At 43.8% G+C, this 25,146-nt stretch carries 22 protein-coding genes; all 22 read right to left on the minus strand.

Features of this window, described 5'->3' with window-relative positions; genetic code table 11:
* Positions 1-30: 30 nt before the first annotated feature.
* Positions 31-732, minus strand: coding sequence for an acylneuraminate cytidylyltransferase family protein (locus tag AC1S8V_RS27125; RefSeq protein ID WP_482071456.1), 702 nt, complete (start codon positions 730-732; stop codon positions 31-33).
* Positions 729-1,748: a UDP-N-acetylglucosamine 4,6-dehydratase family protein gene (locus AC1S8V_RS27130; RefSeq protein WP_482071457.1), complete on the minus strand. Its 1,020-nt coding sequence runs from the start codon at positions 1,746-1,748 to the stop codon at positions 729-731. The genes AC1S8V_RS27125 and AC1S8V_RS27130 overlap by 4 nt, the downstream gene beginning before the upstream one ends.
* A 53-nt stretch (positions 1,749-1,801) precedes the next feature.
* Positions 1,802-3,592, minus strand: coding sequence for a motility associated factor glycosyltransferase family protein (locus AC1S8V_RS27135; RefSeq protein ID WP_482071458.1), 1,791 nt, complete (start codon positions 3,590-3,592; stop codon positions 1,802-1,804).
* Positions 3,593-3,703: 111 nt separating this feature from the next.
* Positions 3,704-4,051: a hypothetical protein gene (locus tag AC1S8V_RS27140; RefSeq protein WP_482071459.1), complete on the minus strand. Its 348-nt coding sequence runs from the start codon at positions 4,049-4,051 to the stop codon at positions 3,704-3,706.
* Positions 4,048-4,431 (minus strand): flagellar export chaperone FliS, encoded by a 384-nt coding sequence (gene fliS / locus AC1S8V_RS27145; protein WP_482071460.1) that lies wholly within the window; start codon positions 4,429-4,431, stop codon positions 4,048-4,050. The genes AC1S8V_RS27140 and fliS overlap by 4 nt, the downstream gene beginning before the upstream one ends.
* A gap of 13 nt (positions 4,432-4,444) precedes the next feature.
* Positions 4,445-5,989: a flagellar filament capping protein FliD gene (gene fliD, locus AC1S8V_RS27150; protein ID WP_482071461.1), complete on the minus strand. Its 1,545-nt coding sequence runs from the start codon at positions 5,987-5,989 to the stop codon at positions 4,445-4,447.
* Between the two features lie 18 nt (positions 5,990-6,007).
* Positions 6,008-6,385, minus strand: coding sequence for a flagellar protein FlaG (locus AC1S8V_RS27155; RefSeq protein WP_482071462.1), 378 nt, complete (start codon positions 6,383-6,385; stop codon positions 6,008-6,010).
* A 158-nt stretch (positions 6,386-6,543) separates the two neighbouring features.
* Positions 6,544-7,311 (minus strand): flagellin N-terminal helical domain-containing protein, encoded by a 768-nt coding sequence (locus AC1S8V_RS27160; protein ID WP_482071463.1) that lies wholly within the window; start codon positions 7,309-7,311, stop codon positions 6,544-6,546.
* A 189-nt stretch (positions 7,312-7,500) separates the two neighbouring features.
* Positions 7,501-7,734, minus strand: coding sequence for a carbon storage regulator CsrA (gene csrA / locus AC1S8V_RS27165; RefSeq protein WP_482071464.1), 234 nt, complete (start codon positions 7,732-7,734; stop codon positions 7,501-7,503).
* Positions 7,734-8,183 (minus strand): flagellar assembly protein FliW, encoded by a 450-nt coding sequence (gene fliW / locus AC1S8V_RS27170; RefSeq protein ID WP_482071465.1) that lies wholly within the window; start codon positions 8,181-8,183, stop codon positions 7,734-7,736. Before fliW ends, csrA begins: the two co-directional genes overlap by 1 nt.
* 84 nt (positions 8,184-8,267) lie before the next feature.
* Positions 8,268-9,176: a flagellar hook-associated protein FlgL gene (flgL, locus tag AC1S8V_RS27175; protein ID WP_482071466.1), complete on the minus strand. Its 909-nt coding sequence runs from the start codon at positions 9,174-9,176 to the stop codon at positions 8,268-8,270.
* Positions 9,177-9,199: 23 nt separating this feature from the next.
* Positions 9,200-10,762 carry a flagellar hook-associated protein FlgK gene (flgK, locus tag AC1S8V_RS27180; RefSeq protein ID WP_482071467.1) on the minus strand — a complete coding sequence of 521 codons (1,563 nt, stop codon included), beginning with the start codon at positions 10,760-10,762 and terminating at the stop codon, positions 9,200-9,202.
* Positions 10,763-10,780: 18 nt separating this feature from the next.
* Positions 10,781-11,281, minus strand: coding sequence for a flagellar protein FlgN (locus AC1S8V_RS27185; RefSeq protein WP_482071468.1), 501 nt, complete (start codon positions 11,279-11,281; stop codon positions 10,781-10,783).
* A gap of 8 nt (positions 11,282-11,289) precedes the next feature.
* Entirely contained in the window at positions 11,290-11,574 is a 285-nt protein-coding gene (flgM, locus tag AC1S8V_RS27190; RefSeq protein ID WP_482071469.1) for a flagellar biosynthesis anti-sigma factor FlgM, read from the minus strand.
* A 175-nt stretch (positions 11,575-11,749) separates the two neighbouring features.
* Entirely contained in the window at positions 11,750-12,154 is a 405-nt protein-coding gene (locus AC1S8V_RS27195; protein WP_062836993.1) for a TIGR03826 family flagellar region protein, read from the minus strand.
* Positions 12,155-12,395: 241 nt separating this feature from the next.
* The gene (locus AC1S8V_RS27200; RefSeq protein WP_482071470.1) at positions 12,396-13,058 is read right to left on the minus strand and encodes a ComF family protein; all 663 of its coding nucleotides are present in this window, start codon (positions 13,056-13,058) and stop codon (positions 12,396-12,398) included.
* 300 nt (positions 13,059-13,358) lie between these two features.
* Positions 13,359-15,248 (minus strand): helicase-related protein, encoded by a 1,890-nt coding sequence (locus tag AC1S8V_RS27205; RefSeq protein WP_482071471.1) that lies wholly within the window; start codon positions 15,246-15,248, stop codon positions 13,359-13,361.
* A 454-nt stretch (positions 15,249-15,702) separates the two neighbouring features.
* Entirely contained in the window at positions 15,703-16,107 is a 405-nt protein-coding gene (locus AC1S8V_RS27210) for a hypothetical protein (RefSeq protein ID WP_482071472.1), read from the minus strand.
* Positions 16,108-16,436: 329 nt separating this feature from the next.
* Positions 16,437-17,159 (minus strand): response regulator transcription factor, encoded by a 723-nt coding sequence (locus tag AC1S8V_RS27215; RefSeq protein WP_026081439.1) that lies wholly within the window; start codon positions 17,157-17,159, stop codon positions 16,437-16,439.
* A 7-nt stretch (positions 17,160-17,166) separates the two neighbouring features.
* Positions 17,167-18,327, minus strand: a complete 1,161-nt coding sequence (locus tag AC1S8V_RS27220; RefSeq protein WP_074092506.1) for a sensor histidine kinase — start codon at positions 18,325-18,327, stop codon at positions 17,167-17,169.
* A 47-nt stretch (positions 18,328-18,374) separates the two neighbouring features.
* Entirely contained in the window at positions 18,375-21,098 is a 2,724-nt protein-coding gene (locus tag AC1S8V_RS27225) for a stalk domain-containing protein (RefSeq protein WP_482071473.1), read from the minus strand.
* A 317-nt stretch (positions 21,099-21,415) separates the two neighbouring features.
* Positions 21,416-25,099: an Ig-like domain-containing protein gene (locus tag AC1S8V_RS27230; RefSeq protein WP_482071474.1), complete on the minus strand. Its 3,684-nt coding sequence runs from the start codon at positions 25,097-25,099 to the stop codon at positions 21,416-21,418.
* Positions 25,100-25,146: the final 47 nt, after the last annotated feature.

A 25,146-nucleotide genomic window follows, 5' to 3' on the forward strand; every position in this document is an offset into this window, starting at 1 on the left:
CTTGTTTCCCCCTCAACAGGATTTTCCGCGCTATTTTGAGATCTGTATAAGAAATTCAGCCCATTTTAAATCCAGTTCGTTATCTATATCAACAGATCGTTCTTGTGGCATAAGATATCCGTAATTATTCGAACCGGTCATCGTATTCTGGATCATTAATAAATCTCTTTTAACAATATAAATCGCACCGTTCAGTACATATAACTCAGACAAGTCCTGTCTCCTAAGATTATCGGTCTGTTCCTTCAAATACGACTCAAGCTTCCCAAAATTCCACTCTCTTAGTAAATAAGGATGAGTATCAGCTACAGTAATACTTTGTAATGAATCTCCCTCATTATTTATAAACATTTGATAAGCCTCATCAATATCATTAGCATTTCGCAATGGAGAAGTTGGTTGAAGCAACATAACATGTTCAAAAGAGGTGTTCCTCTCCTGTTCATAATATAGGACGACATGCTTTAGAACATCAATGCTTGCAGCTTGGTCTGTTGCCAACTCAACGGGACGGATAAAAGGTACTTCAGCACCAGCCGACTTAGCAACACGGGCTATTTCTTCACTATCCGTAGAGACAACTACCTCATCAATATAATGACTGTTCAGAGCCGCTTCAATCGTGTAATTAATTAACGGTTTAAGATTCAACAATCTTATATTTTTATGAAGCAAGCCCTTTGATCCTCCTCTAGCAGGGATCACAGCCAAACATTTCGTTGACTCCTTCATATCAACACCTTAGAGAAACCTAACCTGTTAACCTCAATTAGGTCCCTAATTTCAGATGTATGCATTTGCCTCGCTGTTCTTGAAGAATATTCCTGATGTATGGCTTTTTTGAATCCAGTGTAATCATATTCTTGTGTATTAAACACGGACGGAATAATGTACATTTGCTCGTTTTCCTGAGCCCTCTCTGATTCTTCAAGTGTCATAAGTTCCTCATATAATTTCTCTCCAGGTCGAATCCCCGTCTCAATGACTTTACCTGAGAAACTTCTGCCCTCAGACTGTTCATAAGAATCAATAAGGCACTTGGCCAAGTCTGTAATTTTGAGGATCGGCATCTTCAGGACAAATACTTCTCCACCTTGAGAGTATTTTGCGGCATCAATTACCAATTGGGCAGCCTGTGGAATCGACATCATAAAGCGAGTCATTTCCGAATGTGTAACCGTTACAGATTTCCCCTCTGCAATTTGATTTCTGAACAGTGGAATTACGGATCCCCTTGAACCCATCACATTCCCAAACCGTACACATGCAAATATCGTGCGTTTGCTACCTTTATAAAAACCTGCGGCCGAAATCAACTTTTCAGACAGCAATTTAGTAGCTCCCATTGTATTAGTTGGATTGACCACTTTATCCGTGCTTATGGCTATGACCTTCTCAACATTATGCTCAATGGCTGTTTCAATAAGATTCTGTACACCAATAACATTGGTTTTTACCGCTTCCATGGGATTATATTCGCATGAAGGGACATGTTTTAAAGCTGCTGCATGAAAAATAACATCCACATCCTCCATAGCATATCCAAGTCTCTGTTTATCTCTTATATCCCCTATTAAATACCTGATATTATCATATTCTTTGAGTTCTTGTTGCAATTCAAATTGCTTACTTTCATCACGGCTGAAAATTCGAATTGCTTTTGGCCGATAGGTTAATAGATTTCGTACAATCTCACTTCCAATAGACCCGGTGCCACCCGTAACCAGCACAACTTTATCGGTAAACATATATTCAAACCTCCGGTTCAAAAAGATTGATTAATTATTTTGTTTTTATGAACCTAGGCATCCATTATATTGTGAATAATATCCATTCTTCTCCCACTTTCCAACAATAGCTCTTCCAAGTGAGAAAGTTGTGCTTCCAACTCCTCCAAAATTCCACCAAGATATTCCCTTATATAGCTTGCTTTGAGAATAATATTCTGTTCAACAACAATTGTAGGCAGCATCCGATCAAAACGTGCAAGCTGTAGCGGAATCAAAGATTCAAAAATTGGTGCAAACCATTCTCTGTTTACTATGCTTCCCCACTTTTGTTCTATATCGAATATCACATTATGACATTTTAATGGCTTAGTTCTACTAAGTCCTTCAATATTGTTTATTAATTTACGAATAGCTCTGATCTCTGGTTTTAAATGGACTACATCTGTTACTACGAGTTCTATCCTCGCCTTTACACTTGCGAATTGTTCATGGTTTACTGCTACTGGATGATCGTTCATCCAGTTTTCTATTATATCTTTCTCTATCATTTTGTCCTTAAGACCTTCATAAATTTCTTCTATAGGTTGGAAAGGGGCTCCTTCAATAACTGCTCCAAGGCGAGTCGAGTTATAGAAATCAATATGATCGAAGTACTTGATCAAACTTTCAATTGATTCCTTCATGGACATAAAACTTGCGTCGGTCGAATTCATACCACCCTGTACGTTCTCGATTTGTCTAACAGCCCTTTGCAGCATTTCAACTTTAGTATCCTGGGAAAAGTGCTCCACTCCATCGCTATACACCTTCTGTCCTGGATAAGATAAATCTTGTCCGGCAAACACAACCTGTGTCGCCCCCAAAAATATGGCAGTCTGAATCGCCGTTCCGGCTACAGTTGGTGTAGGCCTCATTAAGACATTGCTTTTATTTATTTGCAGAAAGTATTGAGAAACCTGGTCATTTTCCATAATGCTATAAATTTTATTTTTCTCTTTTCGCTCAGAAATTCCATAATATGACGATGAAGTGAATAATAACGTAGGATGGAGTGTTTCTTCATTAGAGAAAATTTTATTATTTACTTCATGGCCATCCATGATAACACATAAATGAGGCTCAATTCCGTATTTGACCAGAGCCTGAACACTCGAACCAGCTGCAATAATCAATGCATGTTTTGAGACTTTCCTAATCCATTCTATATCCTCTGTCAAGGAGGGACCTGACGATACAATAATAGCCGTTATCCCTTTAAATGCTCCATACATTTTTTCAATAGATTGTGTTGTCAGAGACTCATGCAAATGATAAAGATAGTTTTGTGTCCACTCGTTCCTAAACCGATTTTCTACATATTTATTGGAGTGGTAGTCATTTTTGTAGGTCAGAAACTCTTTTTTCACATCATGAAGCACTTCAATCTGATCTTCCAAAAACCTGCGCAGTCCAATAAAAGCGAGCTTCTCTTGCATGTAACTGCACAATAAATGAAACAGCATTCTCAGTTGGTCATCACCAACAGAAATCCAATATAGATTAGGATGACTTAATAATAGGCTAATATCATATTCTGTCATAGCCGTTTTAAAGGAGGCTTCATCCGGTTCATACACAAACAGCCACCGGTCAGGGAATTCCTCTAAAAGGTCAGCGATACTTAATCCCTGCCCAAAACCATATATAAATATAATTTTGGATTCTTCTACAAGTTCCCTTATGGCTTGCAACCACACCTCATCTTTGTCAAATATCTCATACGTAACTCGATCTTGTCCTATTTCTGATGGATTGGCATACTTCATTTTTTCCGCTATATGCGGAAACCTGTGCTCCAATACTTCAAGATTAGCCTCATTCATAACTCATCCACCCATCTGCTTTTTCTTCATATTTATTATTATCGGCCTATCTTTGTCAATAATGAAGCAAAATAGAAAAAGCATCGGTCTTTAACCGACGCTCTACTCTACCTATTTTCGATAATCTATAAAGACGCTGTCTGCAGAATAGGATTGCTGATATGCAGTTTGTTGCGATCGAATATTTCCTCTTTTCTCCAGCCATTCCGCTGCTTCTTTTTTAATTTCTAGCATTCGTTCAAAAATAACTCTTTCCTCAACAATCAACTCATTAATCCGGATCTTTATTTCATCGGTTATCAGCGAGCGATAGGCTTTCATTTCGTTAACAATATATTCTCTTTGCTCAGCATAATTCAGCAATTGATCTTCATCCAATTCCGAAATATTCGCTATGGCGGAATGGGATAATTGACTATATTCATTAACGAAGAGCTGTAATTTTTCTTGATCCGTCATAAAGCAAATCCTGCTCCCAAAGATTTACTTGCTTCCACCCATGCTTCTCTTAACTCTTTCAAGTATTCCAACACTTCTATCGCTGGAATAGCAATTTTATTTACATTGGACTCAATTAAACGGTGCAACATATATTCATATACTGAAACTAAATTATTGGCCAATGAATACTCAAAATCTAATGATGAGATCAGTTCGTGAACTATTGCTTGGGCCTTACACAAATTACGATTTGCCATCTCATAATTTTTTTGCTCAATCCCCTCAATACCTGCTTGGACAAATCGAATAGCTCCATCGTATAACATAATCAATAATTTCGGTTTTGAGGCAGTTTGAGTCTGAGCCTGTTGATATTTCTGGTATGGAGAATTAATCAATTTGCTGTCCTCCTCACATAAAACTGGACAAACTTGATGAAGTATTATTGTACTTGTTAATGGCTGTTTCCATTGCTGTGAACTTTTTAAAATAGTTAGTTTCTTTCATATTTAATCTGGATGTGAAATCGCTTATGCGGATATCAAGCAGCCTCAATGACTCCCCCATGCTGCTACTGACATTAAATGAAGCAGTAAGTTCAGTACTGACTCTAGAAGTACCTGCTGTATTTGCTAGACTATCCAACGTTTTATTGGATATTTTACGTAGTCGGGAAAATATTCCGTCAGAAGCACTATATTCGTTATTGAGATATGAAGAAGAATAATTATTCCCCAAGTAACTACTAACAATATCAGGATTCTCTTCTAGTGCGGATCTCAATTTATCAGTATCCAGAATCAATTTCCCCTTAGTTTCATAGGTGCCTGTAGTAATTCCAATGTGAGTCATGTTAATTTCACTTGTTGTCTTAGTCCCATTTTCTAATGTAATTGGGCTATCCAACTTGACTGTCTGGACAAGCGCAGTACGCATTTGCGAGATAGCCCCTTCTAAAAGACTATCGCGCTTTAGCATACCACTTTTAGCTTTTCCTTCCCACAGTTTAACCTCATCATCTGACATGTCGCTTTTTTGATCGCTTGTTAATGGAGTATACTTCGAGTAACGTTCTTCATTGACTTTACCATTCAAGAAAGATATAAGTTCGTTGTAGGAATCCACAAAGTTTTGAACCGTCTCCACGATTTTGTCAATATCTTTTGTAACCGCAACACGTGTAGTTTCGCCGTTACTCAACGTATTAAGTGTGATATCAACACCATTCATCGTGAAACTATTGGAAGCTTTAGTCACTTCAAGACCATTGATGTTAACTTTCGCATCAACACCCCCAGAAAGTTGGCTAGTTAGCTTAAAAGCTGTGAAAACATCTCCATTAAGAGTTATGTTATTGGAATCAACACCTGTTGTTTTGCTAGTGATCGACATATTTCCCGTTGCTGAATCATATATAGCTGTTACACCAGCTTTGGTATTGGCATTAATTTTTTTTGCGAAAGAATCCAGAGTCTCTGTTGCGCCATCAATCGCAATATCAACTCCATTAATTTGAACGTTTAAAGTTCCGCTACTAGGTACCCCCGACCCACTAATATCAGATAGTAGTACCTTGCCCCAATCGGTCTCTGAACCCGCCTTTGTTGGTACTGATGAAGACTTGGTTGAAGCAGCCTTTGCCAATTGTGTAACTTCGAGTTCCATATTACCTGCTGCAGATGTAGATGCCTTTGCGGTTACTGCATTTGCGTTTCCGCTAATGGAAGCTTTTTGAGCATTTAAAGAAGTTAACTTACTGAATGTATCATTGATTTTATTTTGAGCAAATGTAACTAATTTCACACTAGTTTCACGGTATCCTTCACGTTTCCATTCCATAAGTTGCTTGTTCTGAGTAAGCTTGTTCAATGGTTGGCTCTCTGCCTGCATTAGCTTTTTAACCATTGCATCAATATCCATACCGGAAGCTAAACCAGATATTCTTGTAACTGCCATCTCAACCACCCTTTCACACTATATTTTTTTATCAACCATTAAACCAGCAAATTCCATCATTTTTGCAGCTACATCCAAAAGTTTTTCAGGGGGAACCTCACGAATAAGTTCTCCTGTTTCTTTGTTCATAACTTTAATCATAACAGCATGTGTTTCTTTGTGAATTGAGAACTCAAGAGCCCTTTGTGGTCCTTGAATCGCGTTTATAGCTTTATTCAGTTCTTTAATAGCCTTCTCCTGATTCTGAATTGAATCATTGGGTGGGTGTCCGTTTCCTGAGAGTATTAAAGGAAAATCGGAAGAAGTAGCTTTTTCTTTTAAATCTTTCATTGGGGAAACAGAGGTATGCGACAAAACAGCCTTTGTCATTGGCACTGTCGATTTAACTGGCTCCATTTAAATCCTCCATAATCTTATATTTATTTATTCTTTATCTATAACCCAGTTCGTTCATTACTATATATATCGGCTAAAGACATGGGAACTTTTATGCCAAATCCAAAATAAAAAAAGCCCTGTATAAAAAATACAGGACTTTAAAACACATTTGATAATTAACGAAGCAAGGACAGAACGCCTTGTGGAGCAGAGTTTGCTTGGGAAAGCATGGATTGGGAAGCTTGCAGCAAGATGTTGTTTTTGGACAAAGCAACCATTTCTTTAGCCATATCAGTATCACGGATACGTGACTCGGATGCAGTCAAGTTCTCAACAGTTGTACCCAAGTTGTTGGAAGTATACTCCAGACGGTTTTGTACAGCACCCAGTTTAGCACGTTGTTTTGCAACAGTTTCAATGGCGCTTGTAGCGCTAGCCAGAGTAACAGCAGAAGTCATTCCTTTGAAACCACTCGTATTGACACCACTAATGGTAATTGTGAAATTATCATCGTCAGCTTGGATTGATACACTCGAAGTGATTTGAATACCATTGAACTTCGTATTGGATGTAATTGCGTCAATCTGAGCACCCAATTGGCCAAGTTCCATTTTGATATTGGATTTATCGCTATCTTGGTAAGTTCCGTTCTCGGATTGAACCAGAAGCTCTTTCATACGAGTCAGCATGGAAGATACTTCGTTCATTGCGCCCTCAGCTGTTTGTGCGAATGAGATACCGTCTTGAACGTTACGTTGCGCTTGCTCCAAACCACGGATTTGACCGCGCATTTTTTCGGAGATGGAGAGACCAGCAGCATCGTCAGCTGCACGGTTGATACGCAGACCGGAAGACAGTTTCTCCATATTTTTGCTTGCTGCTGAGTTGTTCAGACCCATATTACGGTGTGTGTTTATCGCTGGTAAGTTGTGATTGATAATCATTGTTTATTTCCTCCCTGAAATGGTTATATGCCCACATCCATGTGGTAGTAGCGTCTTCACAGGTCGGCCGCCCTGAAGAATTACCGCCTTAATATATATATCGACGCCATACCATAATTTGTTTATAGCCATCTCAATTTTTTTTCTATTTTCTATTATAATTTTTAGGACTGAAGTAACTCTTCAATATTAATCAGTTATTTTCCCAAATCCTTTTATCGTTTTTTGCAATATCTCCAGATTCATCGCTGCATTTTGATTATTTTGCTCTATAGCGTCGAGAACTTCCTTACGATAAATCTCAATATCCCTAGGAGCTGTTATACCAAGTTTAACATTCTCCCCATCTACGGATAGCACTGTCAGTATGATATCATCTGAAATAACTATGGATTCACCCTTTTTACGTGTAAGTACCAGCATCAGATGTCACCATCCTTATTGAGAGAATCTTCGTCTCTCCATAATGCATGTCTGGTTTTGTACTCAGTATTTTGCAGTACAATTTGTTTGCCCCATTTTTTTTGTTTGTTGAACACAATTGGGGCAAGTAAGTTTGCTGTCGCATTTCGAAGATCGTCGTTTAGCGTAACAATACAACGTACCCCAACATCACCTGGATCGGTTATACCAAGATCTTCTACGTTCTCAGGGGAGAGTTCAAACTCATAATCTGGATGAAAATTAAATGGATTTACGGTTACAAAGGCTACAGCTGGTTCTTCTGCGGAACTAAAGAGACTAAACACTTCATCATGCTGCTGCAAATCAAAGGACTTTAGTTCCTCAAAACCTGGGATTCCTTTAGGAAATGTATATGTTTCTTTGATCATTTGTTCTTCGTTAGTATTAATATCATTTTGCTGAGTCATTTTATTTACCCTCCCTAATTAGTAAAAAAAGCTACGGACTGTTCTGTCCATAGCTTACTTTGTATACAAGATTAAAATCAATTATTACCTCATAAAGTCCATAAGAGATGGTTGCATGATTTGCGCTGAAGATTTAAGCGCTGCTTCATAGATCGTCTGTGCAGAAGTAGCCTGAATCATGAGACTAGCCACATCGGCATCCTCTGTCTTGGATTGGAGAGTAGTGAAGTTCAGGTCCTGATCCTGCAAACGATTTTGAACCAACTCGATTCGATTAGTTCGTGCACCGACCTCTGAGAGAGAAGCTTGCATTTTAGTTGAACGGGACTCAATGTTTTTCAATTGCTGCTGTACTCCGGTCTGATCACCACTGTTTAATGCTGCAGATAAATTATCGATAATTGTGAAAATATTATCCGTAGCTCCTTTATCACCAAAAAAATCTGATCCAGAGGTATTAATTTGGAATGTGACCTGTTCACTTATGGAATAAAGGACTCCCTGCTTATCCGTCTCCACATCCGCATAATCGGTTACCGCTCCTGACAATTCATATGGTGCCTTATCGTAGGTTTGGCCATTAAAAATAAATTTCCCGCGGATTTGAGTGTTACCAATATCCACAAGATGTTTCTTTAGTTCCTCTACTTCCAGATTAACAGCTTCAAGATCAGAGTCAGACAAGGTCCCGTTGGATCCTTGAACTGCCAGTTCCTTCAACCTTTTTGCTACATCCAGAGCTTGTTGCATATTTGAATCCGTCGCATCTAGCCAACTTACAGCCGCATCCGTGTTTGATTGGTATTGCTCATTTGCTGCGAGTTCTGCGCGGTAACGGAGTGCATATGTTACTCCAACGGGATCATCGGAAGGTTTGTTAATTTTGCGCCCTGTGGAAATCTGGTTGGACATCGTATCCATACGGTTCAGGTTGCGGTTCAGGTTGCTAAGCATCTGAGTGCTCATCATACCTGAGGTTACGCGAATAGCCATTATTGGTTACCCCTTTCTATATTTTAGCGCCCGACCACACCGGTACTGTTAATGAGTTTGTTAAGCAGTTCATCATAAGCAGTCATAAAACGGGCAGCTGCACTATATGCGTGCTGAAACTTGATCAGATTGCTCATTTCTTCATCGAGCGAGACTCCGCTTACCGATTGACGATTCAGGTCAACCTGTTCTGTGAGGAGTTGGGCATTCTGTGCTTGACGGTTAGCCTCTTGAGTCTGAACACCTAACTGGCCTACAATTGCGCCAAAAAAGTCATCAACCGTGGTTGGTTTGGATAATGCTGATCCAAAATCAAATTTGGCATCTTTTAACCCAGCAAGAGCAAGTGCGAGACTGTTGTTCCCAAGGACTACACTTTCACCAGTACCTGTTCCAGTAGTACGCATCGAAGTAGCTATCTTATTCGGATCGTTCTGGATATCCGTACTTAATGTGATATTTCCTGCTGTAATCGTTCCTGTCCCGTCTTTGGTTGTAAAGAAATCTCCACCCGCTGTTGGTGTATCACCACTAAGGGTATACCCCAGCTTGTGCAAACCATTAATACCTTGAACGGTAACTTTCAAATCTGATGTTAACGTTCTATTGTTATTGGCATCAGAATAGGTCACATTGTTGAAAACGGTGCCGCTAGGCAATACGGATCCAGCAGGAATGGTAATCTCAATGTCCCCTGTTGCGAGCGTATTAGCCAGTTGATTGATCTGATTGCGATAATCTGCTACATATTGATCACGGGAGTGAATCATTCCGTAGACTTCGCCACCGGTTAAAGTACCTGCTTGGTAGGCAGTCTCCAAAATATCAGCCGTAACCGGAACAACTGCAGCCCCTGTGACTGATACCTGACCTGCAATGGTCACCTGGTAACCACTATCCAGTTCTGTTACTTGAACGCCTGCAATCTTGGATAGCTGGTCTACCGCATAATCACGTTGGTCACGTAAATCATTCGCATTATCTCCAAGTCGTTCTACTTTCACAATACTATTATTAAGGTCAGCAATAGATTGCAAATATGAGTTAATCTCTGTCGTTTTTAACGAAACGTTGTTAGTCAGATCGCTAGTTAATGCATCCAGTTGATAACTAATTTGATTCAATCCATCTGTTAACGCTAACGTTGTTTCTTTTACAATTTTCCGGTTAGTCACATCCTGTGGATCTTGGCTCAGATCTGACCATGAATTCCAGAAATTATTAAGTACTGTGCGAATACCCGTATCGGAAGGTTCGTTCATAATGGTTTCCAGTTTTTCAAGCGTACTGTTACGGACAGTCCATCCTCCGAGCGAAGTGTTCTCATTACGAAATTGTCCATCCAGAAAAGATTCACGCACACGCATAATAGAGTTAAACTCCACACCCGTTCCGAGTTGACCGGGGGCTGTTGTACGGTAAAATGCCACTGCATCAATCGGATCTGCTGCTGTCATATTCACAACTTGACGTGAGTAACCCGGTGTATTCGCATTGGCTACGTTATGCCCTGTTGTATTCAAAGCGGCTGTTTGTGTTATTAGGCTGCGCTTGGCCGTTTCAATTGAATGAAATGTTGAAGCCATAGTAATTTTCCCCCATTGTTAACCACGAGTATCGAAAAGTCCAGAGCGAGCTATACCGTAAGCCTTCTCTGTAGGATTTTGATAAGTGGCTTCTGATTCTGCATGAAATGACATTGTCTCAATAAAAAAGTCGATGTACGAAATTGACTGCTTAATTAGTTGTTGATTGACTTCATTAAGATGTTTCACCTCTTGCAACACATCTGTTAAAGAGACTTGAGCTTGGAAAAGCCTTCTCTTCTCATTCGTATCAAAAACGAGTCTAGCTATCTCAGTAATTGTTAGATTGAGTTTTGACTTGATCCCTCGCTCTTCAAGAAATTGATGAACGGCCCGCAATCTTTGCTGATCAATTAGCTCAATTCTTTTGAGAAGCTTTGATTCCTGATTAATTAGAGTAATCAGTGTATCCACTTTGTTGGCAACAACAGCTTCCTTCTTCTGGTTCCCCAACTCGAGCATTTCCACATGTGCGGCGTGCAGCTGTTCCAGTACATCAATTATCGATTCAATGGCCATGTATCCTCCTATTGATCAGGGAAGTTCTTAAAGTATGGAGCGAGCTTCTCGGCAAGCTTCTTACTGTCTACTTGGTAAGTTCCCGAGTTAACTTGTTCTTTTAATTCTTGAATGCGCTGTGTGCGGCCAGCATCCTGTGTACGACCTTGTTCCTCAAGCATCTTCATCGCCTCCGGAGAAATGGATACTTCGTCCTTACGGCGGCTCTTCTTGGCATCAGCCTGCTGATTGGATTCAACGTTCCTTTGATATGAATTGATGGCGCCAATTCTACTCGGTTCATTGATTTTCATTTCAATTGCACTTCCTTCCACATTAGGGTTTTACGACGATATACGTTTTTCTTACTTTATCTTTATGTTATCAAAATGATTAGGAAAATAAAAAAACCGATAATCTTTAATAAGTTTATCGGTACGTTTCAAAACATTTGTTATAGCAAAACATGTATTTGAGCCCTCGCTCCTATTAATCACGTAGTTTGTCGACAGCATTGTAGGTTCGTCCGCCTACATTGTTGTTATCCTTCTGACCTACTTCACGAGCTGCTCCTGCCAAGTCTTTCGTTAAACGATTACGGCAAGAGTCACACATATGACCTTCACGAATCAACGTTCCGCATACTTCACAAGGATACATCATATTCGGGGCGTTCTCGATGGAAATTCGTCCCTCACGGATGAACTTGGTAATGTTTTTAATTGAAACTTCTGTTGCATCAGATAGTTCCTGTATGTTGGTACCCTTGTTTTCACGCAAATAATCTACACAGATCTGATATTCCTGCTCTATTTCCTTAATACAGTTCGAGCATACATCTCTAAAATTCAACGCATATAATTTACCACAGCGAGGACAATTACCTAGATTCATCGCTAAAACGCCCCTCTCAAACTTCCATTTCCGAATAGATAATAACTATACATTACCTTATTTTCTCTGATGAAGCCATAGTCTATTTCCAAAACAAAAGAGGGGACCAGGATGCATATATACGCAAGCCCACTCATGGCTACTTTAGTTAAAATATCACTTCAATCTCCTCCGTTGAACATATTATTCGTGTATCAAAAAGTGAAGCATTCCACAAATAGACAACAAGTCCATTTGTTAATTAGGATCTTGCCAGTGTCAGCGTGTAAACCTCGACCGGAATCTCCATTGAGAAGCATCTATTTAGGATAACTCGCCCACAAGCGTCCAAGGTGCTGCCAGTTGTATATATATCATCGATTAGGAGTAACTGTATGGGTTTGGCATGCGACATGCCCACCTGTGTTGGCAGATTAGATGCCCTGTATAGCTCTTCAATTAATTGTATGCCATCCGGGTTGATGGAAAAAGCGTTCTTCATCGTTTCGATACGCTCACCGCGTGATTTGAAGCTTTGTTTGGTGGTGTTGATCTGGCGCTGCAACAGATCAACGATGGGTAGACGGCAGGTGGTGGCGAGCCCAGCTGCCAGCCGCTCCGCCTGATTGAAGCCGCGCTCGGCCAGGCGCTCGCAGCTCACGGGAACATAGGTGACCGCGTCAGGCCGCCATTGCAGCTTCGTTTGTTGAGCAAGGGTGGCGGGATGAGCCACGGGGGCTGGGGTTTCTTTTGCCAAAGCAGAATTCTGTTCCTCGCTCATCGCTTGAAAGGCTTGAATCAACAGCGCGGTTAAGAGTGGCGCGTATCGTTCATGGCCTCTGAATTTGTACATGCCTATCCATTCTTTCATAAGAGGGTTGTATTGTACGGCGCTGCGGTTGAAGATAAAAGAGCGGTTTTGCATGTGTGGACGGGCACAGTCCGGGCATCCGACTCCCCGACCACAGCGCAGACAGCGGATGGAACGAATCCATGGAATCTGTTTCACACAACGTAGACATATACCTGGATAGAGTGGAGAAAGGGTCGCCCGAGTGCCACATGTCAGACAAGTCGCTCCCGGTGGGGCGAGCAGTTGGTGAAGGCGCTGAGTCAGGTACTGCGCGTGATCGGTGATGCTGCTGAGCCAGTTGAACATTAGGATGCAAACCTCCAGTCTTGGAAATGTATTGTGAAATGCGGACACGAACTTGCCAGATGACAATTATGATGAGGATGGCGGATGCAGGTAGCCTTTGCGACGAGCGATGGTGTTCATTTTCCGAATCTGTGCAACGGCCTTAACCTGGGAGCGTGTCCGACGAGATGATGCAAAGACTACTCTCCCCGCCGGGTCATCCATGGAACGCCCTGCTCTACCCGCCATCTGAACCAGCGATGCCTCATCAAAGAGACCATTGTCTGCATCCAATATAAAGACATCGCTTCGCGGAATGGTTACACCACGCTCCAGAATTGTGGTGGTTACGAGCAGACGAATCATACGTTCACGAAAGGCTGTAACTTTGCTAGCGCGATCGAGGTCCTGAGATGAAGTTCCTTCGATATGCATTCCAGGAAAGGTACGACGCATTAGATTCACAAACGCCTCAATTTGGGCAATGCGTGTCACAAAGACAAATACCTGAGCGTCACGCTCCAATGAAATTTGAATGTTAATCTTCAAGGCAGAAGGAAGAGTTCGTTTCTTAATACATTCAGCAACGGTTACCATCTTGACCAAGCGCGGGACAGGCAAAGGATGACGGTGAAAACGTACCGGGACTTTGGCATGGGCGAGCATCCCCTTCGCCGCTTCCTTCTGCAGCCGAGCTGGCGGTGTAGCAGACAGATAGACGAAATTCCCCTCCGGTTTACAGGAGGATGCCGCCGCGTGAGCGAGCATGGGATCGTTGTGATAAGGGTAGGCATCCAGTTCGTCGATGATAACGAGATCAAATCCCTGATAAAAACGCATCAGTTGATGTGTGGTCGCAAGCGTGAGCTGCGCGTCTTTCCAGCGTTCGTCACTGCCTCCGTAAAGAGTAGCGAGCGAGGTTTCCGGAAAAGCTTTGGCCAGACGCGGAGCCAGTTCCAGCACCACATCCCTTCGCGGCGTAGCGACCAGTGCTCGTCCGCCGCGATCCAGTGTATGTTGGAGCAGTGGGAATATCATCTCGGTCTTGCCGGCCCCGGTCACGGCCCACAGCAAGAACCGCCCCGGCCCATCCCCTGCGGGCGGCCGGGCCAAAAACGCAAGCGCCGCGGCTGCTGCCGCGCTCTGCGCTGCGCTAAGCCCCCACCGGGCGAGCCCGCCGCCGGTGGGGGCCAAGGCCGTGCCACGCGGTGCTTCGCCGCGTCGTGGCACGGCCCCTTGCGCTGCACTGCGTAGCAGCAGCGAACAGGCACGGCTGCGCCCCAGCGCGAGGCAAGCCTCGCAGTAGGCGCACGCCGCCAGGCCGCAGGCAGCGCAGGGCACGCGCTGCCTGGCTTCGCTGCCACAGCGGTGGCAGCGGGGCGCGCTTCGCGCGCGTCCAAGCCACGCGTGCCGACGGCGCGTGGCAGGCCCTTCGAGGGCGGCTGTGATGCTCAGCCGCCCATGCAAGCGCGCGAGCTGCGCAGCCGCGCGCCACTCCCTCGGCGGCTGGGCGGTATCCGCCAGCAACGCCTCCGCCTCGGCCGCCAGTAATTGGCGGCCGCTGATCCGCTCAGCCAGCAGGGCCGCGTCCCGCTCCAGCTGAGCCCACTGCCCGGCGGGATATGGCTCTGGCATCCCGCCTACCTGAATGCGACGCACAGCGACACTCCCCGCTTTGTCCGCTATACCTTTTCTGGCCTCTGTTTCACCCGAGGCCAGTTCATACACATCCAGCTTCCGTGCAAGGTAGCTCTGCCATTCGTGCTGGCCCCACTGATCCATACCTCGCTCCATCTCAAAATGTTCAACCAACCAGGATGCCTGACTCAAAGGCAACGCCTTATCTAACAGCAACCAGCGCAGCACATGTCGCCCACTTCCTCCCTCCAGCCACCAAGCCACATCCACTCGAACGTCGAGTGATAACATCATGCTCCACCCTTCCCCTACACGGCACACATATAAGGCAACCTTCATTTTCTCTCCTCCCCCATCGCACATTCTCCGAACGCAAAAAAAGCACATGCCAACCCGGCTGTTCGCCGGAGCATGTGCTTCATGTCCATATTTCATCTTCTTATGATCAATCTACTTATCACTATACCAATTGAACCTTTACATCACAAGGTTAGTACACAACATGATTTCATCATACAATTCTGCTAATAACCAGAATCTTTCTTTAAAATTGCGAAACTTTTTCCAATCTGAATCGTCTATACTTTTAAATTAAGAGTTCTGACTTCGAAAATCTTATTTCTGTGATCAAGAACTCCTTATCCCCAAGCAACAACCATAGATTGCATAAAAACCCATTTTTAATTTAAAAGCAGACTTGGCTACAATTACAAAAAAAGACTACAGCTTCTGCTGTAATCTTTTCACTGTAGATCTGCGAAATGCTAATCCCATTTCCCATTCACATCAAGATTTATTGCTCTGACTCACGCAAATCAATCAGGCGAAACGTGTGATCGGTCTGTGCTACCCGTTCAATATCAGCAGGGACAGCAGGCAGATAAGATGTCTCCATTCCTTGCCTTTGCATAAGCTTTTCAATAATCGTAATCGTTTCCGCTTCTGTACGATCAGCAACAACGGTTAATCTGAAGCTCTTTCCACGGTATAATAATTCCCGGCAAAGTTCTCTTACAATGCCTTCGATCCGCCCTGCCTGATTGGAAGGGATGAGCAGGATCTGCTCGAAACCTTCAGATTCCGGACGGGAAAGATGGCGCTGGTGCAAGGCATGAACGGCCATTGCCGCCAGGAAGTATATGAGCAGAATCATAGTCAGATGAGCAACCATGGCAACTGCACCTCCTCGGAAGGTCATGCTCACCCATGGCGAACATCCCTGTATACAGCAGTATATGCTTTACTTCCTGAAGGGTTACACTTGCGTCTCCTGACACTCATATTCCAATCTGATCGACATTGGACAAAGAAAGACAGGCCAGGTCATTCATTCACGCCTGCGTTTGAACATATGTTCCGCACAACCTTACACTTTGCTCATTTGCAGTGATAAAGTCCATTAACCCGCAGACCAATCCATCATTCTGGAAAGGGCGCGAGTGAACACCAATCTATACTTCATCAAGGTTGAACCAATCAAATGGAATGACTTACAGCAAGAATAATGCTTTAAGAAACAATAAGGTATTAGAGCGTAACCCAACCATATTTGATTGAGTTGATTACAGCTTGAGTACGGTCGTCCACTTCCATCTTCTGCAGAATACTGCTGACATGGTTTTTTACCGTTTTTTCACTAATGAACAGGAATTCACCAATCATTTTGTTGCTCTTGCCTTCTGCCATCAAGCGAAGTACTTCAGCCTCACGACGTGTGAGCGGGTTATTGTCGCCAGCGACAAATTTAACGCCTGCTTCCTTCGAAGCTCCTTCACTCATTGCCCCTGTTTCATTAAGATACGTCATACGACGCAGCTGCATGATCAGTTTGCCTGTTACTTTCGGATGTATGAACGCATGTCCTTCATGCACGGAACGAATCGCATTGATCAGAGACTCGGCCTCCATATCCTTCAGCAAGTATCCGTTAGCCCCTTTACGAAGCGTCTCAAATACATAACTTTCATCATCATGAATGGACAAGATAATGACTTTGACATCAGGGAACAGCTCACGCAATTTCTCCGTTGCCTCAACCCCGTTTTCAATCGGCATGTTAATATCCATCAACACGATATCAGGTTTATCCTGATTGCAGAATTCGAGCACTTGAATACCATCGCCACACTCGCCGATGACCTCAATGTCGTCCTCCATATTTAAAATGCGTTTCAGTCCCTCACGGAACAGCTGATGATCATCAGCCAAAAGAACTTTAATTGACGCTTTACCAGTATCACGGTTTTCCATCATCCTGCTACTCCTTTCCCTTATCCACGTTTGTCGGGATATGAATCACTATTTTGGTTCCTTGATTTTCTCCGGATTCAATCTCTATTCTTCCTTCTAACAGTTCAACCCGTTCTCTCATCCCAATCAGACCGAAGTGGGTATGATCCTTGCTTTTCTTCGCAAGAAGCTCCGGTTTGAACCCAAGCCCATTGTCCTGAACGACAATTTTGACGAGCTGAGCCTGGTATGTAATTTCCACTACAACATAAGTGGGATAAGCATGCTTTGCAGCATTCGACAGACCTTCCTGCACGAGGCGGTAGATCGCAGCCTCCATGGCTGAAGATAAACGATGTTCCTTGCCTCTCGTTTCAAAAAGCGACCGGATTTTCGTTTTTACTTCAAAATCCTGCACGTACTTCCGAAGCGTCGGAATCAGTCCCAGATCATCCAGTGCCATAGGACGCAGATTGAAAATTACTTTTCTCATTTCTTCAAGACTGGAACGAACCTGGCCTTTCAAATCTACTATTTCGGCCTGGACCATCTTAAAATCCTGCTTAATGAGCATTCTTTCTACAATTTCCGTCCTAAGCACTAGATTGGCGAGCATCTGCGCAGGCCCGTCATGAATCTCACGAGCAATGCGTTTCCGCTCTTCTTCCTGGGCCAAAATTATTTTCAAACCAATCATTTGTCGATTTTTGGCAGATTCGATGATCCGGGTCACTTGACCCAGTTCACCTGACAGGTACTCGAGTACAACCCCCATCTGCGAACCGATGGTCTCGGCACGCTCCACAGAAGCTTCCACATTTTTGGCACGCTTCTGCAGATCATCCCGACGAGCCTTCAGATACATTTCCTTCTCACGATAAATCATCAGATCCAGCTGCAGCTGTGTTGCTTTCTCGTACGCCTGCTTGATATCATGCTCGGAATAACGGACAAAGTCGCGGCTAACCTCCGTCAGCCGGATCCGGGAACGGCGGTAGTTCAGCTCCAATTGATCTACTTTCTCGATCGTTTCCGCCGTCTCCTTCAGCACTGACTTTAACTCCTCGTTGAGTGTTTTCAGCTCATCGCGAGTTGCGTCCATAATTTCGAACATTTGATATTTGCTGTTTTCCATGACTTGTATGGCGTTTTTAATGACGCGGTCTATGGCATCGGCTTGTAAATCCACGTTTGTTCGACTCCATTTCTATCGTTTCCGGTATATATCATACCATATCACGATGAGATGGTAACGGTCTTCGTTTTCTGTTCCCATTTTACAGTCAGACCAAGTTGCTCGGAAACGAGTCTAAGAGGGACTAAAGTCCTACCGCCCGTTACGTATGGTGCAACAGTTGCGCTCTGTCTTTTACCATTCAGAATGAATTCTTTCTGCCCTACAACCAGATCAATCAGCTTGCCACCGCGTAATACCGTGATCCGCTGATTTTGGCTATCCCAGCTTGCCTGACCACCAAAAGCATCCAAAACATGTTTGATTGGCACATACGTTGTACCATTTTTCAGGACCGGTGCTGCATCAATTGCTTTTTTCGATCCGTTCACCGTCATCGATTTCTGTCCAAGCACAAGCGAAGCTGTACCCGTAGGCAATCCAACTTCACTGGACTTGGAAGGCATCGTGAATGCGATGTTGTCAAAAGCAACCGTGCCTGATTTCGCACGCTCATCCTGACCCTCTTCCACGTTCACCACATAGACCCGCTTCAGCTTCGCTGGATAGGCGATGTTCAGTCCGTTCAGGTCCACGCTCAGCTTCTTCCACCCGTTCCAGTCAATCGCCTTGGCGAGATCAGCATATACCGTTTTGCCATTGGCATCCGTGAATTCGGCACGCAGCCAGTTCAGACTTTTATCTCCCATAACATCCATGGACATTGATGTAGCTGCTGCAGATACCTCTTTACCTGTGGAACCGTTCAGTTGTGCATAAGCATACATTTTGCCTGTTCCAGCAGTCATATCATAACCGAGTTGTAGCACATTGGAGCCAGCTTTTTCACCAGTTCCTGCCGTAACAGTTGCCGAACCGGTCACACCCGCTGCGTTCGTCGTGAAGTTGATCGGATAATTCACGTTTTCGAAATCCTCCCAGATCGTTTCGCTTGAAGAAGCCGAGAGTACTACGACTGTGCTGTAACCATCATAACGACCAATCGCATATCCCACTTGTGTACCAGAATTGACGGAAGATACGGTTAATTGGTCAGCAGTAACTTTACCTTTGAACCCGATAAATTCCCATGTCAGCGAGTCCGCGGGGACGGTAACACTTTGTCCGTTCTTCGTTGTTGCCGTTACCGGAATGGACATCGTTGTGCCCGCTTTGAGCGAACCCAGACCTGATCCAGCTGTCAGGGAAGACAATTCACTTCCACCCAGTACCGATACTTTAATGGAGGATGAAGCTCCATTGCTCGTTGCCGTCAGAGTTGCTGTGCCTGGCTTCATGCCTTTGATCGTTCCGTTGCTGACACTCACGATGCCGTTGTTGCTGGACTTCCAGGACACGCTGATATCGCCTGTTGCAATCGGGTTGTAGTAGGTGTCATATCCTTTGGCTGTATACTTGCCCTCTTGTCCCACCAGCAGCGTTTGGCTGCCACTCACAGCAAAGCCCTTCAGTTTACCTGCAGGAGCGGTAGAGAACACCCCCAGCGTGTTTACAACCTGACGTTGCTCGGTCCCATACTCTGTGTTGAACGTCAGACCGGCGGTTTGCTCACCTAACGGACGTGTTACCATTGTTGTGGAGCCGCCTCCGTCCAAGTTCATGCCTTTCCAGACACCCACACTGGTCATAAAGGATTGCAGTTCCGTCAGCGACATACCGCTGCTGTTACTGTTTTTCTCCGCTGCAATGATGTAGACATATCGACCATCCTGGGAGTATCCTACTGCCGTCCTTGCACGAATGCCACCGATACCTGAAGATGCAATATCACGGGAAAAGGAAGCCGCCTTTCCACCGTTCACCAAAATGGTGTGACCGCCAATCATCATCTCCAAGTTACTTGGATCTACCGATTGCCCAGTTGTTTTGGCTTTTAGTTTGTAATCCGTACTCAAGGTTTGTCCCACGGACAAGTGGCTCATGATCCATGTCGCCGCCGTTCCATGCGCACGCAAAATGTACCCATCCTTCGGCACTGTCATGTTCAACGCTTTTTTATCCGAGATTTGGGTAATAACTCCGTTCTGTACAAGTACCTCTGTCGGCGTTGTGGAAGGATCATTCGGACGTTTGGTGGAAGTCCATTCCGGTGTATAAATATACATCGAATTGGCATGACTATACTTCACCGCACCCGACTCTACCGTGTAATCCTCTTTATTTATCCCACGCAAAGCAAATGTTGAACCATCCTGCGCCTTCACAGTCCCATCAAAAGAATACTCGTCGATCATCGGCTTGCCATCCTTGGTCACCGTGAGAGCATACATGCCCGACAGTTCAGAAGGTGTGGAGACCAGTACGCCATCAGAGACTTGTCCACCAATGGGCGCGAGCTCCCCGGATACATTGAAGTAATCGCCGTTCACAGCGGCCACTGCACCATTTTCCTTAGCCATGGCACCTGTACTCTGTTTACTGTTCAGATTACCGCCCTTGCCTGTCATCACATCCAGCTTCACATACGGATTCTGCAGGTCCACCTGGATCACATCCGTCAGTACGTTGACCTTGGAACCGGAACGTGTTGTTGTATATCTGTATTTCATGATCTTCGCACCCGAAGTCAGAATCTCTTCACTCAACTTGCTTGTATTCGTAGATGCCGCTGCGGCCACCGATTGCCATGAAGTACCTGACCACATCTGTCCGCCTGCACTCATTACTGGTGCAATCCAGATTACACCTGCCAGCGTTACAATTGCCCATTTCTTCACCTTACTACCCTTAACGTCTTCCAGCTGTTTCCCATGTTTCCCCAGCATGTCTGAAACGTCTCTCCCATCTTGTATATCAATCTTAGACATCACGGACACTACCAAGTGGCAGTAGATAGCGAGATCTCTAGTATACTCTTCTATTAATAGACTGCTTTTTGTAGAAAAAGTTACGCCAATAGCTAACTTTGAGGGTATTCTTGGCAAAAAGAGCCCCTATTCTATCTAAAACTTCTACCTGGAGGAATTCTCTACATTTTTTTATGTAGCTCACATAATAAAGAAGCGGAGAGTGATCAGATAGAATAGCTTCTTCTGATCACTCTCCACTTCAATTCAATAAAATCAGGTTTTTACTTCTTTAATTACAAATATCCCAACTTAACCAAGACACGCTTCAGCATAACTGCTGCCTGCGCACGAGTTGCATTGCCCGTGGGTTGGAACATTGTCGATGTCATCCCTTGAATAATACTTTCTTGAACAGCTTTAGCAACCTCTTCCTTGGATTGAATATTCTTGTTATCCTTGAATTTTGATAATGTCGCAGCTGCAGATGTTTTGAGCGTAACTGATTTCCCCCCATACTCGAGGGCACGTGCCATCATAATAGCCATCTGTTCACGGGTGATCAGATTGTTGGGCTTAAATGTGCCATCTGTATTCCCCGTAATAATTCCTGCTTTGGCCGCGGCACCAATATATGCGCTAGTTGTTGTTCCATAAGCGACATCACTGAAGCGCTGGGCTGTTTCCTGGCTTCCTGTGAGTCCTAATCCTTTGGAGACCATGACTGCAAACTCTGCACGAGTGATGTTCGTATCGGGTTGATAATTTGTACCGGTTTGACCATCAATGATCCATTTCGCTGCAAGTTCTTCGAGAACTGTACCTGCCCAGTGAGAAGTTGTGTCTGAGAACCTAACAATATGTTGCGCAGCAACAACGGTCTGATTACCATTGAGCTTCCCTTTTAACACCAATGCTCCATTTAACTGCACTGATGTATGAGGAACATTGGATAAGCGTGCTATCGTTTTATCAAATTGAACATAGCCTGTGGTAGCACTTGTAGCTGTACCGGGAAGACGTATCCATAGTTCGCTGTCTACTTGTTGCTCTACAGATGTCTTGTAAGGACTGGAAGCTGTAATATAGACGTCCGTCAAAGCTGACAATTTCTGAGCATTGCCTCCAACTAGTGCACCATCCATTGTACCAGAAACTGTAGATGGAACGGGTTCGAGTTGAACGATAAGTTTCGCATCAGCAGTTGTACTGCCTACACTGTTGGCAATTGAAGTGAAGTTTATTTTGGATAATGGAATCATCCATAGCTGATCCGCCAGACGTATACCAATCACAGCATTTTTATCACGTGCATAACTATCTTCTAGACCTTTTAGCGGGAGCGCAACATAAGCCACTGTATCCGTCGTTGGAACATCAAAAGTTAGCATATGTGATACTCCGCCAAGGCTCGCTGCATACTGAAATCCTTGTGTTACCTTATCAGCATCCACAGTATATTGATGAGTAGACCGGCTGTATCTTGATTGAATAGAACTACTAGTAGCTGCTTCAGGACTTAACACATACATGGACTGTCCGAATAATGAAGCGTCACGCGTACTAAGCCAAGCAGGTAAGGTTGTGGAACCTATTGTGGAACCACTGCCATTGTTTGTTAATGTAATGGGTCCAAATGTCCCTACAACTTGACTTTGACTGTCTCTAAGCGGCACGTATTCGGGAGCATACGATAACGTCACCGTTTGGCCAGAAACAATAGACGTGGAGAGTTTTAGCACCGCCGTTGCACCTGAAGAAGATACTGTAAGCACATTAACTGAAGTTCCATTGGCTCTGACAACAAATTGCGAAGTTGTTAAGCCCGTTTGCGTGAGCAAATTCGAGTTAAAAGTTAGTGTAATCGTATCCCCTCGGACTACCGCAGATGTTATATTCCCCGTACCTGACGTAAGCGTAATTGGCACCAGATTAACATACCCGGCCGGATTACCGTTCAGATCCGTTACACGCAAGGCCCCAGGGACATAGGAAAATGTTGCAATTTGATTGGAAGTAATCGCTGAAGCAAGCGTCAGTGTAATCGTATCATCCTGAATGTCCACAGCAGTCACATATACTGGTGTATTGTTTACCAGTACGGAGAACTGGCTTTTCAGAGGCACGCTAGTTGTACTCAATGCTTCATTATATTTAATCATCAATTTCGTGCCGTTTACTTGTGCATTTTGGAATTCAGGAGCGACAGTATCCAGACTATTCCGCACATAAAAATCGCTGAAGCTGGCTAATGCCTGACTCCGTGAGTCTTTTAGCGGATAAGACCCTGGCGTGTAAGAGACCTTCACAACTTCGTTATAAGTAATACTGCGATTCAGATACAAAATAACTGTAGAGCTACTGCTTAATGAAATGGAGCTGATCCCAACGTTACTTCCATTTGCTTTAACAAAAAATTGATTTTTCGCATCTGTATTTGTCACGTATACACTTTCAGGAAAATATAATGTGAGAGTACTTCCATACACATAACCTTCCGTTGGTTTAGACATAACAGAATCCAAACTGTTCACTACTTCACGCCCTGACAACGCAACTGCAGAATTAAGCGATGTATCCTGTACCGGCCTCACGCCTGGCGTGTACGTTAAACGTACAATCTGACCCACAGCCACGCCCGTGTCTAACACAACATATACGCTATCTCCAGAAATATAGGCAGAGCTTACCGTTCTGGCTTCTCCGTTAACCGTTACCGTGTAGCTTGAAGTTAGGGGATAAACGGAACTGTTCAACGTCTCATTATATGTAAGCTTAATGATGTTATTGGTATACATTTTTGCTGTCTGAAGAACTGGAGCCGTCGTGTCCTTCGTATACGTTTTGAAACTCCAAGATGCCGTTCCAGTCAGACCAGAAAATATATTACCTGCCTTATCTCTGAATCCTCCTGCTGCAACATCTACATAGTAAATTGTATTGTTTTCCAGCGCCGTTTGTGGCACGATTCTTACTTGACGCAAATTTGAGGCATTAATAATGGGTGTAACAGCCACTGTGCTGCCACTTGCTTTACGCAGCGTAACTGTCCCCGTATAAGCGGTATCTAGCTCTTTATTGAATGTAATGGTCAATTCACTATTGATTGGAGCACTAGTTGCTCCATCTACAGGATAAAGCGATGATATCGTAAGAGTGGTAGTATCCGTTGAAACTGTAAACGCCCAGCCTCCTTTGGAAATTGCAGGTGATTCATTTTGTTGTGCATCCCGAAAAGCACCTGCTGTCAAAACGATATAATATTTAGTGTTGTTCACCAAATTATTTGCAGGATCGACGGTTATAATTGAAGTTCCTCCACCCGTAACTTGAGAAGAAGTCACCGGAATCGATTCAACCAATGTGTCGTCACTGTTTTTGTAAATATTGAAAGTTCCACTTGCCGGGTATACATCTTTACTGAAAGTTAATTTCAAATTTGCCGCAGGCAATACGCCTGTTGCTGAGTTAAGAGGAGATAACTGAGTGACTGTCGGTGCTCCAACCCCTGCTGTCCAGAAAGTCCATCGACTCGCATCTGAAATACCCGGAAAGGCCGTCTCGTCTGCATACATAAACGTGCCTTGATCAATAAGCACATAATATCCGCCTCCAGCAAGGTTTATACCGCTGATCGTCACGGTTGTTCCAAATGACGAGGAAGGATCTACACTATTATCAACAGCGACCGTACTGCTGGACACTGAAATAGGCGTGACGACTTCCTTATTATCCGATATACGCTTAATCGTAATACTTCCTGTTCCTTTTTTTACAGGTTGACTAAATTCAATCTTGATAGGCTGTGTACCATCTACACCTACCGCTCCCGCTGTTGGGGTTGTATCATTTATGCCTATGTCAGACATTCCGGAAGCAGCTTGGACATGATTCATTCCTCCCGTTGGCCATGCAGTAACTACAAGTAGTGCGGTCATCATCCACATCACATACTTCTTCATCAAAATCTGTACTTTCATTAAAATACTGTCCCCTTCCATCTTTATTTCCTAACCTTCTGACAGGT

Source organism: Paenibacillus sp. B46(2026) (genome assembly GCF_056786355.1).

What these genes read in the sequence shown, in the direction of transcription:
- AC1S8V_RS27125 (WP_482071456.1), bottom strand. Translation starts at nt 732, where the DNA reads ATGAAGGAGTCAACGAAATGTTTGGCTGTGATCCCTGCTAGAGGAGGA.
- AC1S8V_RS27130 (WP_482071457.1), bottom strand. Translation starts at nt 1,748, where the DNA reads ATGTTTACCGATAAAGTTGTGCTGGTTACGGGTGGCACCGGGTCTATT.
- AC1S8V_RS27135 (WP_482071458.1), bottom strand. Translation starts at nt 3,592, where the DNA reads ATGAATGAGGCTAATCTTGAAGTATTGGAGCACAGGTTTCCGCATATA.
- AC1S8V_RS27140 (WP_482071459.1), bottom strand. Translation starts at nt 4,051, where the DNA reads ATGACGGATCAAGAAAAATTACAGCTCTTCGTTAATGAATATAGTCAA.
- fliD (WP_482071461.1), bottom strand. Translation starts at nt 5,989, where the DNA reads ATGGCAGTTACAAGAATATCTGGTTTAGCTTCCGGTATGGATATTGAT.
- AC1S8V_RS27155 (WP_482071462.1), bottom strand. Translation starts at nt 6,385, where the DNA reads ATGGAGCCAGTTAAATCGACAGTGCCAATGACAAAGGCTGTTTTGTCG.
- AC1S8V_RS27160 (WP_482071463.1), bottom strand. Translation starts at nt 7,311, where the DNA reads ATGATTATCAATCACAACTTACCAGCGATAAACACACACCGTAATATG.
- csrA (WP_482071464.1), bottom strand. Translation starts at nt 7,734, where the DNA reads ATGCTGGTACTTACACGTAAAAAGGGTGAATCCATAGTTATTTCAGAT.
- fliW (WP_482071465.1), bottom strand. Translation starts at nt 8,183, where the DNA reads ATGACTCAGCAAAATGATATTAATACTAACGAAGAACAAATGATCAAA.
- flgL (WP_482071466.1), bottom strand. Translation starts at nt 9,176, where the DNA reads ATGGCTATTCGCGTAACCTCAGGTATGATGAGCACTCAGATGCTTAGC.
- flgK (WP_482071467.1), bottom strand. Translation starts at nt 10,762, where the DNA reads ATGGCTTCAACATTTCATTCAATTGAAACGGCCAAGCGCAGCCTAATA.
- AC1S8V_RS27185 (WP_482071468.1), bottom strand. Translation starts at nt 11,281, where the DNA reads ATGGCCATTGAATCGATAATTGATGTACTGGAACAGCTGCACGCCGCA.
- flgM (WP_482071469.1), bottom strand. Translation starts at nt 11,574, where the DNA reads ATGAAAATCAATGAACCGAGTAGAATTGGCGCCATCAATTCATATCAA.
- AC1S8V_RS27195 (WP_062836993.1), bottom strand. Translation starts at nt 12,154, where the DNA reads ATGAATCTAGGTAATTGTCCTCGCTGTGGTAAATTATATGCGTTGAAT.
- AC1S8V_RS27200 (WP_482071470.1), bottom strand. Translation starts at nt 13,058, where the DNA reads ATGCAAAACCGCTCTTTTATCTTCAACCGCAGCGCCGTACAATACAAC.
- AC1S8V_RS27205 (WP_482071471.1), bottom strand. Translation starts at nt 15,248, where the DNA reads ATGAAGGTTGCCTTATATGTGTGCCGTGTAGGGGAAGGGTGGAGCATG.
- AC1S8V_RS27210 (WP_482071472.1), bottom strand. Translation starts at nt 16,107, where the DNA reads ATGACCTTCCGAGGAGGTGCAGTTGCCATGGTTGCTCATCTGACTATG.
- AC1S8V_RS27215 (WP_026081439.1), bottom strand. Translation starts at nt 17,159, where the DNA reads ATGGAAAACCGTGATACTGGTAAAGCGTCAATTAAAGTTCTTTTGGCT.
- AC1S8V_RS27225 (WP_482071473.1), bottom strand. Translation starts at nt 21,098, where the DNA reads ATGCTGGGGAAACATGGGAAACAGCTGGAAGACGTTAAGGGTAGTAAG.
- AC1S8V_RS27230 (WP_482071474.1), bottom strand. Translation starts at nt 25,099, where the DNA reads ATGAAAGTACAGATTTTGATGAAGAAGTATGTGATGTGGATGATGACC.